A 14,866-nucleotide genomic window follows, 5' to 3' on the forward strand; every position below is an offset into this window, starting at 1 on the left:
TGGGGTGGAATCGCGCGTCGCGCGATGCTGCTTGTGTTGGCGGCACTGACGTGCCGCGACGCTCCCTCAGTCAGCCCTACGAGCTGACAGCTCCCTCAGCCGAGGGAGCCGAGGCTCCGCCTCAGTCACTGCGCGACTGGAGCGGTCCAGGCGTAGCCGACGGGGGCGTCGCCGTCGGAGCGGGTTTTGTAGGTGACGTGGATCTGTTTGCCGCCGAGCACCGTGTCGCAGAAGTCGAGCACGACGGACCAGTCTTCGGGCGTGTAGGCGTGGCCGCCTTCGCGGTAGTGGATGCCGCAGCGTTCGGGCACGCCTAGGAACCGGTACACTTCGCTGGCCGCCAGCCACGAGACCTGCGTGCCAAACTGGTTGGCCGCGCCGTCGTCCAATCCTTCGACCACGATCAGGCCGCGCGGCGCGGTGCATGCGGCGAGCGTGTTCGCGTCGAACGGCATCTCGCACTCCCGGTATGGCCGCTCGCCGTCCGGCGTGCCGTATGCGGCCGCTTCGGGCACAACCCAGTGCGGGAACCAGTTCGCCATACGTCCGATGCGTTCGAAATGGCCATATCCTTCGCCGAACCGGTTGCCTTGCAGCCGCATCGATCCCATGCCGCCGCAGCCGGAGCCGGCCGGTGCGGTCACGGCCACGCGCGTGTCAGTCAGGCCGCAGCACAGCGCGGTCTTGCCGAACCGTGAGTGCCCGGTGGCGACGATCCGATTCGCATCGATGCAATCGCGGGTCAGCAACCAGTCGATCACGCGGCTTTGCAGCCACGCCCATACGGCGAACGCATGCCACGTATACCCCGGGTACGCGCGAATGCACGGACTTGCGAAGAATCGTTCCGCGTCGTCGGGCGCGGCCTCGTCGATCTCGAATCCGGCGACCGCATACCCGCGACGCGCCGCTTCGCGCAGCATACTTTCCTCAACGCACAACCCGCAGCAATGATCGGGAGCAGCGTAATTCGGCAGCACCAGCGCACCAACTGGCTTCCCGTCATCCGCAGGCCGGCACACGTGCACGTTGAACGCGATCGGCACCCCACCCGGCGTATCGGCAATCGTCAACCGCACCAACTCAAATACGGCCTTACCGTCCAGCACCGGCGAACGATCCAAGAACTCGGCCGCGACCTGACCGGCCGCCGGCGCGGGCGGCATCGTGCCATACAATCCACGCAACGCCAGGCCAACCAAGTACTCGCGCTGCGCCGGCCACTGCTCCCGCGTGCGAATCCGCTCCCCGTCCGGCCCCTTGAATGGGTCAGGCAGCAGCCAATCGCCACGCATGGCCGTAGCGTCGTCGATCTTCTTTCCATCACCATCAGTCGTCTCTGCCATCTTGCATCCCCCATTCATGCGATCATCCGCAACACCGGTATGCGATCGAACTTCTGCGGCAGTCGCCTGCCCCGCCCAGTTCCGCAATCTCCGAAAAGCCGAGACGCAGCATTCCGCCAAGCTCATCGCATCCACCAGTCTAATCCGTCTCGCAACGATGCGAAAACGTTCGACCAGAAGTCACCTCACAGCATACTTATGGCGTGTCGCCCGCCGCCCGCGCAACAATGTCATGACCGATAATCTGATTCACAACGACACCATCGATACCCTCCTCAACCGTCGCTCGATCCGCGCGTTCAAGCCGGAACCGCTCGACGAGCAGACCATCGCCACGCTCGAAACCGTCGCACAGCACGCCGCGTCCAGCCAGTTCCTCAACGACTGGTCCGCAATCCGCATCACCGATCCGGCACTCAAGCAGAAGATGGCCGAATACGGCCATCAGGCGTACATCGCGACCGCTCCCCTGCTGTACGTGTTCGTGTTGGACGAGCACCGCAACGCCGCCATCGCCAAGGCGAAGGGCATCGACACGGACTCCGACGAGTTCACGCTCAAGACCAGCTACCGGTTCGCGCAGGCGCAGAACGACGCCGTGCTCGCGCTGCACGCGATGGAGACGGCCGCGTTCTCGCTCGGTCTGGGCTGCGTAATCCTCGGCTCGCTGCTCAACGACGTGAACGGCCTGATCGACTCGCTGAACCTGCCCGAATACACGTATCCGGTGCTGGGACTGGCTATCGGCAAGCCGGATCAGGAGCCGGCGTTGAAGCCGCGCATGCCGCGTTCGATGCAGTTCTTCGAGAATACGTACCCGTCCGACGAGGCGGCGACGCTCGAGCCGCTCGCCGAATTCGACAAGGCAGTGCACGAGTATTACGACCTGCGTCACGCCGACCGTCCGGTGGACGCGTTCAGCGATCAGATCGCGAAGAACGCGACGGCTGACATGGCCGGTCATGCGATGGCCAAACCGGTCGCCGCGCAGGGCTTCCGTCTCGATCGCTGACATCGCGGCACGACGCCGGCCACCGGAATCAGCATCCAGGATCGCGACCGGCCGTCGACTATTGCCAACCAACCGATATCGACGGCCGATACAGCCGCATCGGTCGCGATCCGCCCATCTATGACCGCAGGTGACTCCCCGCCGGATCACCTGCGGTTTTTGTTGTCCGTTCACCGGCGCGTTGCCTGCGAACAGCACGGCCGCCCGCCTATACTTGGGCGAATGGACAACACATTTGTTATTCGCAGCATAGTCAATGAAGATAGTTCTGCAACCGTCAGCGATTACGGCGCGCACGTGGTCAGCTGGACTCCCGCCGGCGAATCCGCGGTCGTCTGGCAGCCGAAGGCGATCTACCTGAACGAGGGCACCGCGATCCGCGGCGGCGTTCCGGTGATCTTCCCGTGGTTCGGCAAGGGCTACGAACATGGGCACATGACCGACCGTGCGCCGAAGCACGGCTTCGCCCGCGTGAGCTTCTGGCATGCCGACACCGACACGATGACGGATCGCCACGTGCTGTACACGCTGGATTCCGCCGACATTCCCGCCGACGAGCTCGCGCAAATCACGGACGGCGAGAACCCGCAGTTCCACGCCGAATACGACGTGTCGGTCGGCAAGGAGCTGACGATGGCGCTGACCGTGGAGAACACGGGCGATACGGCGTTCACGTACGAGGCGGCGCTGCACTCGTACTTTCATGTCGGCGACGTGTGCTGCACGCAGATCTCCGGACTGGTCGACACACATTATTACGACGCGGCCGACGGTTTCAAGGAACGCGAACAGACGACGAGCCCGCTCACGTTCGACGGCAGCATGGTCGATCGCATCTACGATTCGCAGAACACGCTGCTCATCCACGACGAGGCGCTGCACCGTACGATCATGGTTTCGAAGACCGGTTCCGAGGCGACCGTGGTGTGGAACCCGGGCGAGGAGGCCGGCAATGCGATCTCCGATCTGGCGCAGGGCGAATGGCGTGACTTCGTGTGTGTGGAGGCCGCGGCGAACCGTGACCATGCGATCACGCTTGAGCCGGGCGAATCCCATACGCTCAGCCAGACGGTTGTGATCAAGTAGCGAAGACCGTATCGATCTCTAGCAGCGTGGCGACGACCGACAATCGGCACACTGCCGGAGATGACGAAGGCCGGCCGGACCATGGTTTCCCGTGGTTCGGCCGGCCTTCGTCATATGGTCAGATATGCCAGATCTACGATCGGTATCGCAGGTCTCAGCGCTGGCGCGCGGCGCGGATGCGGAATGCGGCGACCAGCGAGATGATCGAGATCACGCAGATCACGATCATCGTGGCGAACACGCATGCGCCGCCGACCGCAGTCGCGTGGCGGAACGCGGCCGATCCTTCCTCGCCGGCGCCGGCCTGTGCCACGCCGAGGATCGTGGAGAACAATGCGGTGCCGACCGCGCCGCCGAACTGCAGCGAGGTCTGGAACACGGCGTTGCCGTCCGGCGTGAACTCATGATCGATGCCGCTCAGTGCGCTGGTCATGATGTTCGAATAGCCGAGCGCGTAGCACAGGCCGAAAATGAAGTAGAATCCGGCCAGCAACCCGGGCGTCAGATGCATGGAGAAGACAAGCAGCAGCACCGGCCCAAGCGTGGCCGTGCCGATCGCGGCGAGCACCGGTCGAGGCGCGCCGAACCGATCGTAGAGCATACCGCCCACGGGAGCGAAGAACGCGCCGATCAGCGCGCCCGGCAGCACGAGCGCGCCGGCCACGAACGCAGACGTGCCGAGCGACATCTGCGCCACGTTCGTGATCACGTATCCGAAACCGATGCCGTTGATCGGCATGAGCAGATACGGCAACAGGTGCAGCAGCACGACCGGATCGCGCAGCCAACCGAGTCTGATCAGCGGCGAGAACGAACGTTTCGACGACCAGCCGAAGAACAACAGCGAGCCGACGCCAACGACCAGACTGACCGCGGCCAGGATCGCGGAGCGAACCGCGCCGGATCCGCCGGACACGGCCTCGCCGACCGCCACGCCGGCCTGGTTGAGCGAGAAGATCAGCCCGCACAAGGCAAGCACGATCGCGGCGAACTGCAGCGGGTTGAGCTGGGCGGCCTCGGTCGGGCGGGTCTGACGGATGCACTTGAGACCGACCGGCAGGGACAGCAGCAGCACGATCGGAATGACGATGACGAAGATCGCGCGCCACGGCAGCACGCTGGAGATCGCACCGCCGACGGTCGGGCCGATGGCCGGCGCGACGGTAATGACCAAGGAGCCCACGCCCATGAGCTGGCCGACCTTGGAACGCGGCGCCTGCTGGAGGATGATGTTCATCATGAGCGGCGTGGCCACGCCCGAACCGACTCCCTGGATGACGCGTGCGAGCAGGATGAGCGGGAACGCGTGCCCGACGATCATGATGAGCGAGCCGGTGACGGCCAACACGACGGCCGCGATGAACAGCGTACGCAGCTTGAACCGGCGGTTAAGGTACGACGACAACGGCATGGTGGCGGCCACAACAAGCAGGTAGATCGTGGTGATCCATTGCACGGTGGCGGTGTCGACGTGGAATTCGACCATGAGCTGCGGGAACAGCACGGTCATGACGGTTTCGGTGAGGATACCGACGAAGGCGAGCGAACCGACCGCGACGATCGAGCCGATCAGGCTCAGCGGGATGCGTTCGCCGGGTTGCGTGACGGCCGCGGAGCCGCTCTTGAGCGCATTGGACGCGTGTGCACGCGCGGCGCCGGTATTCGTGGTATGTGTGATGTCGGTGCGTTCCGTTTCGGTATTGCCTGTCTGATGCGTCGTAGGCGATTCCATGCGTACTCACGTTTCTTGTCTCTCAACGCTCATGACGGCAGTCGCATGGCGGCGACCACATGCGGTCATGATATCTGCGGAATGTGGTTTGCCAACCGTTCGGGCGTCTTGTCTCGACGGATCGCAACCGGTGTTCGGTCATCCGTTTCCGACCCTAACCACCGCACACCTTAGTCGATCATGCTGGACAATCACGCCGACCGGACGATACGGCCGTGCATCTCGTTTCGGGGAGCGTTACTCCCCTTCGTGAAGGATTTTGCGGATCTTCTCCAGTCTCAGCTTCACCTCATGCTCATAGCCACGGTCGTTGGGATGATAGTATTCCCGCCCGCGCAGCTCCTCGGGCAGGTATTCCTGCGGGGCGACCGCGCCGGGCCAATCGTGCGCGTACTTGTAGCCTTCGTGGTTGCCCCACTCCTTCATGAGCTTGGTGGGCGCGTTTCTCAAATACAGCGGCACCTGGCCGATCAGCCCGGCATCCACATCAGCGAGCGCGGCGTTGATCGCGTTGTAGCTGGCGTTGGATTTCGGCGCGGTGGCCACGGCGATGGTCGCCTCGGCGAGGATGATGCGCGCTTCGGGCATGCCGATCATCGCGACGGCCTGCGCGGCGGCGACCGTGACTTGCAGGATCTGCGGCGCGGCCATGCCGACCTCCTCGGCGGCCGCGATCATGATGCGCCGGGCAATGAAGCGCGGGTCCTCCCCCGCCCGCAACATGCGCGCAAGATAGTGGATGGCCGCATCCGGGTCGGAGCCGCGCATCGATTTGATGAACGCGGAGATCACGTCGTAATGGTCGTCGCCGTCCTTGTCGTAACGCACGGTCGCCACGTCCATCACCTTGCTGACGATGTCGGGCGTGATGATCGGACGGCGCGCGCCCTTCTTGCGTTCCTGGTCTCCGGTGGCAGCGCCCGCCGCGGCCTCGAGGATCGTCAGCGTCTTGCGCGCGTCCCCGCCGGCAAGGCGCACGATCTCGTCGACCGCCTCGTCGGTGATCTTCACCTCGCCCTTGAGCCCGCGCTCGTCTTCGACGGCACGGGTGATGAGCAGTTTCAGATCATCCGGCTCGAGCGATTCGAGCTTGACGACGACCGACCGGCTGAGTAGCGGCTTGATGACCGAGAAGCTCGGATTCTCGGTGGTGGCGGCGATGAACGTCACGTCACGGTTCTCAACGCTGGGCAGCAACGCATCCTGCTGGGATTTGGAAAAGCGGTGCACCTCGTCGATGAACAGCACCGTCTCCTTGCCTTCGGCGACCAGACGGTGCCGGGCACGGGCAAGCACATCTCGCACGTCCTTGACGCCGGAGGTGACGGCCGATAACTCCTCGAACGCACGGCCGGATTGCTTGGCCACGATATACGCCAACGTGGTCTTGCCCACGCCGGGAGGCCCGAACAGGATGATCGAACTGGGAGCGGTCAGAGACCCGCGCGAAGCGGGATTGGCTAGACGACGCAACGGACTGCCCTCGCCGAGCACCTGCGATTGCCCCACCACCTCGTCGATGGTGTTCGGCCGCATGCGCACCGCCAGCGGGCGCGTCATCGCCTCGTCGCCGCCGGCACTCGCCTCAAACAGATCGTTGTCGCTCATGCAGTCCACCATACCCCAAGACTCGAACATTCGTTCGAGTCGGAGTGTTTGGCGGTGTACCCGTGGTCGATCACTCGCCTGCGGTGGCGTCCGACTGCGTTGCGGTGCCGGCGTTCGTGTCACCGGATGCCGTGCCGGATTCCTGACCAGCCGTGCCGTTCGCCGTTCCTTCGGTGGTTCCGGTGCCCGAACCGGAGCCGCCGGCGCCGTTCTCGGTACCACCTTCCGCGCCGGTGCCGCCGTTTTCGCCGGCACTTCCGGTGGCTCCCGAATCGGTGCCGGGAGTCGTGGTCGTGCCGGAACCGGTGTTGCCGTTGCTGCCCGTGTTGCCGGCATTGCCCGAGTTGGTGGCGCCGCCATTGCTCTCGGATCCGGAGTCGCCGCTACCGGTGTTGGCGTTGTTGTTGGCGTTACTGTTGGCGTTGTTGTTCGCGCTGCCGCCGTTGCTTGAATTGTTCGAATTGCCGGCGCTGCCGGAGTTCGTGGTGCCGCCGGCGTTGCCGGTGTTGGCGTTCTGCTGCGTCTGGGACTGCTGGGACTGTTGCTGCTGTTGCGCCTGCTGCTGGGCTTGCTGCTGCGCCTGCGCGGCCGCCTGCTGGTCCGCCTGTGTCTGCGCGGAGGCGTTCACGTCGTCGCTGGCCGTCTGCAGCGCCTTGAGCGCCGCTTCCAGCTCCTTGACGGTCGGCTTGTCCTTCTTGAGCAGGTCGCTCGCCGATGTGATCGCCGTCTGCAGCGTTTCACGCGTTGTTTCATCCGCCACGGCACCGAGCGTGTTGTCAAGCAGCGTCTGCGCGTCGGTCACGGCGGCGTCCAACTTCTTCTTGGCTGCGTCGCGTTCCTCATCGGTCTTCTTCGTCTGGCTCTCCGTCACCGCGTCGGCGGCCTTGGTCAACGACGTCGCCAGCTCTTTCACCTTGTCGGTCGCATCGTTGACGGCGGCGGTCTGCTTGGTCAGATCGTCCACGCTGGCATCGGTGCCGCATTCGCTGACAGCCGAGAGGTTCTTCGCGTTGCTGACGACGGTCTTCAGCGTCTCGACGGTCGTCTTGTCAACGACTTGGCTGGCAGTGACCTTCTGCGTGACGACGGTGTCGTTGAGTGCAGACTGTAACGCGTCGGCCGCGTCCTGGTACTTCTGGTACGCGCTCTGGCATGCGGCCAGCTTGGACGCCTGCGTCTGGTCGGATTGGCGACCGTTCCATACATGCGCGCCGCCGATGGCCAGCGCGATGACCGCGACGAGCGCGACACCGCAGATTGCGATCATCTTCGGATTGAATCGGCCGGACGCGGCTGCGGCGGCCGTTCCCCCGACGTTCCCCGCATGTTCCGCGGCGCCGGAGGAAGCGCCTGCGCCCGTCGCGGCGCCCTGCGGAGGCATGATCGGCCCTGTCTGCGAGATGCCGGAAAAGTCCTCGGCGCCGGCGTCGACCACGTTGCTGCTGCCGATGATGTCGGCCGGCGCGCCCGGTACGGCGTCATCGCCCGGCAGCGCCGGATTCAGCGGCAATGCCTGGGTCATGGGCGGATTCGGCACCGGCGGGGTCGGCGGCATCACTTTGGTCTGACCGTCGTCGACGGCACCGGCCGCGATGGTCGACGGATCGCCGATCACCATCGTCGGCGCCTCATCGAGGGCCGTCTCCTGACCGGCACCGGCCGTTCTGCCGGGCTTCATCACATTGTCGGTCGTCGCAGCCGGCATCACGCGGGTCTCGCCGTCGTCCGCCGCGTTTGCGGCATCCGCGGCATCCGCGGCATCCGACGCATTCCGCGCACTATTCGCCGCATCATCGGATCCGTCGGCACCGTCCACGCCGATCGGCTCCAGTACGGGCTTCACGTCATCGTCCACCGTCCACTGGCCGCCGATCGGGGGAATCGAAATCGTCGGAATGTCGGTCGGCACGTCGTCGTTCGGTAGTAACGATGTCGGCGCATCGTCGGACAGCACGCTGGGCACCGCCACCGATCCTGTCTCAATCGACGGAAAGCTGAAATCCACCACCGTTTCAGGCTCTTCGGGTTCCTTCGACACGTCGAACGACAGATCCGCCTTGTCCAGGCCGCTCGTACCATCAACGGCCGGGTTCACCACACCGTTCCCATCCGTCTTCACGCCGGCGTTCTCGTCGTCCCCCGCCGGATTCACCACATCGTTTGCCACTGTTGTTCGTCCTTACTCGCTGCCGTGACCGACTACACTCGTGGTTCATCATAATAGGGGGCGTGCAACAAGTCGGCCCGTTCGCTCGCGGATCGGCGCACGGGCCGCATTCCGCGCCACGCATCGGCCCGCGTATGCCACAGGCCGTCTCAGACAACGCTCAGGAAACGTTCACGAACATCGTACCGACCGGGCAGGTTCGATCCAGTCACGATCCAGCCCGCTGCCACGATGACGCGGTTTCATAACGGTATCGGATCGCCCAAGTTCGATCCGCAAGGAAAGCACAAGACCATCAACCAAACGGAACCGCGCCGGACGCGCCCGTCCAGACGGACGCCCGCACGGCACCCGCGCAAAGGATCATCATGTTCGTAGTGAAAAACGCATGGCGAAACGTCATACGCAACAAGGGGCGCAATATCCTGATCGCCATCATCGTCGCGATCATCGCGGCGGCGGCCACCATCGGTCTGGCCATCCGTCAAGCCGCGGTGACCGCGCGCGAGACCGGCCTCGAGAACACCACCATCACCGCGCAGATCAGCTTCGACCGCAGCAAGGCGATCAGCGAGATGCGCGAGTCGTCCAGCCCGTCCGACTCCGACTCGTCCGACAGTTCCGACTCCGACTCATCGTCCTCGTCCGGCTCCAAGCCGGACTTCGACGCGATGCGCGAAGCCATGAGCGACAAGCAGCTTTCGCTGTCCGACTACGAAAAGTACGCGAAAGCATCCAGCGCGGTGAAGTCGACGTACTACACCGAGACCGCGGGATTGGCCGAAACCGACGACGTGCAGCCGGTCGAGGACTCCACGTCGTCGTCCAGCTCGTCCTCCTCGTCCTCATCATCATCCGATTCGTCCGATTCCAACAGCGACTCCAACGACGACAATAAGCAGTCCGGCGACGGCCAGCAGGGCCAGCCCGGCGGTGATATGGGCGGCGGCATGGGCGGCATGACCATGACCTCCGGCGACTTCTCGCTCGTCGGCTTCTCCTCCGACGAGGCCGTGGCCAACGCCGAGAACGGCACGTTCACCATGAGCGACGGCGAGGTGTTCGGCTACGACTCCGATTCGGACGGCGACGTGATCATCTCCAAGGAACTCGCCGACTTCAACAACCTCAAGGTCGGCGACACGTTCACGCTCGAGAACACGAGCGACGAGGACACCACCTACACGTTCACCATCGTCGGCATCTACGAGAACAGCACCGAGTCGTCCAACCAGATGGGCGGGCCGATGGGCTCGACCGCATCCGACCCGGCGAACGCGATCTACACGTCCGTCTCCACGCTGAAGTCGCTCGGCCTCGACTCCGACTCGACGACCTCCTCCACCGATTCGAACGGCAACACGACCGAGACCGCGGCCGCGCAGCTCAACTACACGTACGTGTTCTCCAGCAAGGACGACTACGAGCAGTTCGTCTCCGACGCTGAGAAGGCCGGCCTGAGCGACGACTACACCGTCTCCTCCGCCGACGTGGAACAGTACGAGTCCAGCCTCGTGCCGCTCGATAACCTCGCGCAGTTCGCGCTGACGTTGCTGTGGATCGTGCTCGGCGTGGGCGCGGTGGTGCTCGTGGTGCTCACCCTGTTCAACGTGCGCGAACGCAAGTACGAGGTCGGCGTGTTGACGGCGATCGGCGTGAAGAAGGTCAAGGTGGCCGCGCAGTTCACGTTCGAGCTGCTCGTGGTCACGATGATCGGCCTGGCGCTTGGCGCGGCGGGCGGTGCGATCGCCTCGGTGCCGGTGTCGAACCAGCTGCTGGCCGCGCAAGTCGAACAGCAGGAGTCTCAGGCGTCCAGCCAGAACGCGCAATTCGGCCGCGACATGCAGGGGCCGGGTGCGCCGGGCGGCTCGTCATCCAGCTCTTCTGATTCGTCCGACTCCGATTCGTCCAGCAACAGCTCGTCGTCTGACAGCTCGTCGTCCACCGAGTCGAACTCGAACAACGCGCCGAGCCAGCCGAGCGGCAACGGCCCGCGCGGCATGATGGGCCAGGCCGTGAACTACGTCTCCAGCGTGAACGCGACCGTGAACCTCAAGATCGTCGGCCAGCTCCTGCTCATCGGCCTCGGACTGACCCTGGTCGCGGCGCTCGTCGCCGTCGTGTTCGTCATGCGCTACGAGCCGCTGCAAATCCTCGCGGACCGCTCGTAATCACCGGCCCATGGCTCCCCTCCCGCCGAGGGGAGCCATCCATCACACTTCATCGCACAAGGACTTTCATCATGACCGAACCAACCCCTATTCTCGAACTCGACAACGTCAGCTACTCGTACACCAAAGGCGGCAAGAAGGTGCTGAACAACATCAGCCACACCTTCCGCACCGGCGAGGTGTATTCGATCACCGGCCCGTCCGGCGCGGGCAAGACCACGATGCTCTCGCTCATCTCGGGCCTGACCTCCCCCACCGGCGGCAAGGTCGTCTACAACGGCAAGGACCTCGCCAAGCAGGACCGCTACGACTACCGCAGCCACGACATCGGCGTGATCTTCCAGAGCTTCAACCTGCTGCCGCAGCTGACGGTGGCGGAGAACATCATCCTGTCGATGGACGCTTCGGGCAAGACGTTCGACAAGCCGAAGAAGGACATCGCGGTGCAGCTGCTCGAACAGGTGCACCTGCCGGCCGAATACGCGAACGAGCGTATCCTGCACCTGTCGGGCGGCGAACAGCAGCGCGTGGCAATCGCACGGGCGCTAAGCTACGATCCGAAGGTCGTGGTGGCGGACGAGCCGACCGGCAACCTCGACATGGCCACGCAGGACGACATCATGTCGATCTTCCGGTCGCTGGCCCACGACGAGGACCGCTGCGTGATCATCGTGACGCACAGCCCTGAAGTGGCCGCCGCCTCCGACGAGGTCTTCGAGCTGGCCCCGCTGCGCCGTCATCGCTGACCGGGTTTCGTGATGCATGACGAGAAACTCCCCGCGAGTATACGCTCTCGCGGGGAGTTTCTCATCATGACGGCGACGGCAGGCTGACGATGCGAACCGATTATGAGAGCAGCGGCTGGTTCCAGAAGCCGGTCTTGATGGCGACCGCCAGCGCGAACACCGGCACGACCACGGCGATCACATAGCCGACCGCATCAATGCCATGCAAACGGGAAACACGAGCCTGCGAGCGAGGCCGGTCGGAGCCGAAACCGCGGGCCTCCATCGCGGTGGCGAGCTTGGTGGCACGGCGAATCGAGAGCACCAGGAGGCCGAACGCCTGCGCCATCGCGCGTTTGACCGCGCCTTCGTCGCCGAGGCCGCGCGAACGGCGCGACAGACCGAGCGCACGCCAGTCATCCTGCAGGAGGGTGAACATGCGCATGCCGGCCAGACCGCCGTACACGAATCGGGACGGCAGATGCACGAGCTGGACGAGTCCGTCGGCCAGATCGGTCGGGTCGAGGCCGAGAATGAGGATGACCGATGGCATGGCGATGGCGAGCACGCGCAGGAACATCGCGCAGCCGAGGTACAGGGAGCCTTGCGTGACGTGGATGACGCCGAGCTGGAGGTAGCTCGCGCCGGACGCCTGGCCGTACAGCACGATGGAGATGAACGCGCCGGCAGCGCCCACCCAGATCGGCCAGGTCTTGCGGCAGACGGCGAGCGGGTTCACGCCGCCGATCCACAGCAGGATGAATTCGAGGCCGAGCGCGATGGACGCGCTTACCACGTCGAGGCTGAAGAACATGGGGATGCACATGATCAGACCCATCGCGAAGCGGGTGACCGGGTTGAGTCTGGAGACGAACCATGACGGCGACGCCGGTTTGGCCGCCTCCACGCGTTCGGTCGTCGGCGTGACGTGCACGGTCGCGACGATGTCTCCGTCATGGGAGTCCGCCCCATCCACGTCATTCCGGCCGGAGCCGGCCTCACTCATGTCATTTCGACCGGAGCGAAGCGGAGCGGAGAAATCTTTCCGGACGCCATCACGCGAAAGAAGATTTCTCGACTCGCTCCGCTCGCTCGAAATGACAGGGTGAGGACCATGCTCGCTCGAAATGACAGGGTGAGGGCCATGTTCGCTCGAAATGACAGGACGGGAGCCATGCTCGCTCGAGACGCCAGCGCGCAGACCGTCCTGTGTGAACATGATGCGGCGGGCGCCGAGCGCCTCGACGAGCGGTTCGTCGTGCGTGACCATAATGACGGAGGAGCCTTCGTCTCGCGCGATGGCGATGAGCCGCATCATTTCGGTCCATGTGGCGAAGTCCTGGCCGAACGTGGGTTCGTCCATGATGAGCACGCGCGGCGCGGCGGCTAGCATGGACGCGACCGAAAGCCGTCGTTTTTCGCCGCCCGAGAGCGTGTACGGGTTGGCCGGCGCGAAGCGGGTCAGGCCGAGCCGGGTGAGCATGTCGTCGGCGATGCGGTTCGCGTCCTCGTCCGTTTTGCCCATCGATGTGGGGCCGAGCGCCACTTCGGCGCGCACGCTCGCCGTGGCGAACTGGTGCTCCGGTTCCTGGAACACCATGCCGACGCGCCCCAGCAGTTCGCGGCTCTTCCATTCGTGCGGGTCGTCGCCGCGCCCGGTCGGCACCATGTCGGCGCTCACACGCACATGCCCGGCGATCGGCGGCAGCAGTCCTGCCAAGGTGAGCGCGAGCGTGGATTTGCCCGCGCCGTTCGGCCCCATGAGCGCATACACCTCACCGCCGTAGAACTCGAGGTTCACGTGTTCACCGAGCGCCTTGCCACGGCCGAACGACAGGTCGTCGGCGCGCAGCACCGGCTCGCCGGCATGTTCGGGGTCGATATGGGATGCCGGGTTCAGCGGCCGCATTGCCCCGTCCGGATCGCGATACTCAGTGGGGATGCGACGGCCGGGCACCCATGCGCCGCCGGCCGCGAGCACGTCGCCGACCGTGGAGAAGACCTCGTCGGGCGTGCCGTCGGCGATCACGCCGCCGGTCAGATCGTCCGGATCGGGTTTGCCGAGCACGATCACCCGGTCGATCAGGTCGAGCCATACGTCGATGTGATGTTCGACGACGATCATCGTCTCATGCGTGGTTTCGAGCACATGCCGAACCGCGTCGTGTACCTCGCGCACGCCGGCCGGGTCGAGGTTCGCGGTCGGTTCGTCGAGCAGCAGCAGTCCCGGATGCATGGCGAGCACGCCGGCGAGCGCGAGTCGCTGGCGTTGGCCGCCCGACATGTGCTGCGTGGATCGGTCGAGCGCAAGATCACCGAGTCCGACGATATCCAATGATTCGTGCACGCGCTTCCAGATCTCGTCGCGCGGCACGCCGAGGCTTTCGCAGCCGAATGCGGCGTCGTCGCCGACCCGTTCGAGGATGATCTGCGAATCGGGATCCTGCAATACCAGTCCGGCGCGGCCTCGTGCGGCCCGCGCGTCAAGCCCGTCGACAGTGAGCGTGCCTTCCTCTTCGCCGTCGTCGGCACCGCCGAGCACGCCGGCGAGCGCAGCCATCAACGTCGATTTGCCTGCGCCGGACGCGCCGAGCAGCAGCACGCGTTCGCCGGGCCGGATGTCGAAGTCGACGTGCCGCAATGCGAAGTCGCGCCGCGTGGTGTGCCGCCATCCCCAGTCGTGAGCGCTGACCGCGGCCGGCGCGATACCGGTTTGCGGAGTCGATGCGATGGCAGGCATGGTATCGGCCGTGATGTCAGACGCACCGTCGGCCGCGGGATCGTCAGGGGAAGAACCGGTCATCGAATGCTCGACCATTGGATCGTGCCTTTCCTCTGGGACGTCGGCCGGATGGCCGAACGCCAACGAATATCAGGCACGGGAAGGCGACGTCCGTGCGCCGGCATTACCCGGTCACGTTCAATCGGTCGGGACGAATCCCATCTCAGCCATGCCGTTACGGACAGTATTCGCAACGGTTCGCAGCTCCCGTGTCAACCCCACGAGCATAACCCACCC

Annotated in this window: 9 protein-coding genes and 1 pseudogene; 4 read left to right on the plus strand and 6 right to left on the minus strand. The window is 64.9% G+C overall.

What is annotated here, in order from left to right; translation table 11 throughout:
* Window positions 1–125: 125 nt before the first annotated feature.
* Window positions 126–1,346, minus strand: a complete 1,221-nt coding sequence (locus KIH76_RS01520; RefSeq protein WP_219068921.1) for a glucuronyl esterase domain-containing protein — start codon at window positions 1,344–1,346, stop codon at window positions 126–128.
* A gap of 244 nt (window positions 1,347–1,590) precedes the next feature.
* On the opposite strand from KIH76_RS01520, the gene KIH76_RS01525 reads away from it, so the two are divergent.
* Window positions 1,591–2,358, plus strand: a complete 768-nt coding sequence (locus tag KIH76_RS01525; RefSeq protein ID WP_219069179.1) for a nitroreductase family protein — start codon at window positions 1,591–1,593, stop codon at window positions 2,356–2,358.
* Between the two features lie 222 nt (window positions 2,359–2,580).
* Window positions 2,581–3,444, plus strand: a complete 864-nt coding sequence (locus KIH76_RS01530; RefSeq protein WP_219068924.1) for a D-hexose-6-phosphate mutarotase — start codon at window positions 2,581–2,583, stop codon at window positions 3,442–3,444.
* Between the two features lie 154 nt (window positions 3,445–3,598).
* On the opposite strand, the gene KIH76_RS01535 is transcribed toward KIH76_RS01530, so the two are convergent.
* The 3 genes from KIH76_RS01535 to KIH76_RS01545 form a co-directional block, all read right to left on the minus strand.
* Window positions 3,599–5,176, minus strand: a complete 1,578-nt coding sequence (locus tag KIH76_RS01535; RefSeq protein ID WP_219068926.1) for an MFS transporter — start codon at window positions 5,174–5,176, stop codon at window positions 3,599–3,601.
* 237 nt (window positions 5,177–5,413) lie between these two features.
* Window positions 5,414–6,784, minus strand: coding sequence for a replication-associated recombination protein A (locus KIH76_RS01540; protein WP_219068928.1), 1,371 nt, complete (start codon window positions 6,782–6,784; stop codon window positions 5,414–5,416).
* A gap of 70 nt (window positions 6,785–6,854) precedes the next feature.
* On the minus strand, window positions 6,855–8,951 hold the full coding sequence (locus tag KIH76_RS01545) for a hypothetical protein (protein ID WP_219068931.1): 2,097 nt from the start codon (window positions 8,949–8,951) through the stop codon (window positions 6,855–6,857).
* A gap of 368 nt (window positions 8,952–9,319) precedes the next feature.
* On the opposite strand from KIH76_RS01545, the gene KIH76_RS01550 reads away from it, so the two are divergent.
* The gene (locus KIH76_RS01550; RefSeq protein ID WP_219068933.1) at window positions 9,320–11,122 is read left to right on the plus strand and encodes an FtsX-like permease family protein; all 1,803 of its coding nucleotides are present in this window, start codon (window positions 9,320–9,322) and stop codon (window positions 11,120–11,122) included.
* Between the two features lie 71 nt (window positions 11,123–11,193).
* Window positions 11,194–11,868 (plus strand): ABC transporter ATP-binding protein, encoded by a 675-nt coding sequence (locus tag KIH76_RS01555; RefSeq protein ID WP_219068935.1) that lies wholly within the window; start codon window positions 11,194–11,196, stop codon window positions 11,866–11,868.
* A gap of 100 nt (window positions 11,869–11,968) precedes the next feature.
* Here KIH76_RS01555 and KIH76_RS11725 read toward each other — a convergent pair whose 3' ends face one another.
* Window positions 11,969–13,066, minus strand: coding sequence for an energy-coupling factor transporter transmembrane component T family protein (locus KIH76_RS11725; protein ID WP_420829244.1), 1,098 nt, complete (start codon window positions 13,064–13,066; stop codon window positions 11,969–11,971).
* Window positions 13,055–14,587, minus strand: a pseudogene (locus tag KIH76_RS11730) (ABC transporter ATP-binding protein); the annotation flags it as partial. The pseudogene KIH76_RS11730 and the gene KIH76_RS11725, both read right to left, overlap by 12 nt.
* Window positions 14,588–14,866 lie beyond the last annotated feature (279 nt).

The organism is Bifidobacterium simiiventris (genome assembly GCF_019331715.1).
Lineage (GTDB): Bacteria > Actinomycetota > Actinomycetes > Actinomycetales > Bifidobacteriaceae > Bifidobacterium > Bifidobacterium simiiventris.

Coding starts and splice junctions, on each gene's coding strand:
- KIH76_RS01550 (WP_219068933.1), top strand. CDS start 9,320: ATGTTCGTAGTGAAAAACGCATGGCGAAACGTCATACGCAACAAGGGG.
- KIH76_RS01540 (WP_219068928.1), bottom strand. CDS start 6,784: ATGAGCGACAACGATCTGTTTGAGGCGAGTGCCGGCGGCGACGAGGCG.
- KIH76_RS01535 (WP_219068926.1), bottom strand. CDS start 5,176: ATGGAATCGCCTACGACGCATCAGACAGGCAATACCGAAACGGAACGC.
- KIH76_RS11725 (WP_420829244.1), bottom strand. CDS start 13,066: ATGTTCACACAGGACGGTCTGCGCGCTGGCGTCTCGAGCGAGCATGGC.
- KIH76_RS01530 (WP_219068924.1), top strand. CDS start 2,581: ATGGACAACACATTTGTTATTCGCAGCATAGTCAATGAAGATAGTTCT.
- KIH76_RS01555 (WP_219068935.1), top strand. CDS start 11,194: ATGACCGAACCAACCCCTATTCTCGAACTCGACAACGTCAGCTACTCG.
- KIH76_RS01520 (WP_219068921.1), bottom strand. CDS start 1,346: ATGGCAGAGACGACTGATGGTGATGGAAAGAAGATCGACGACGCTACG.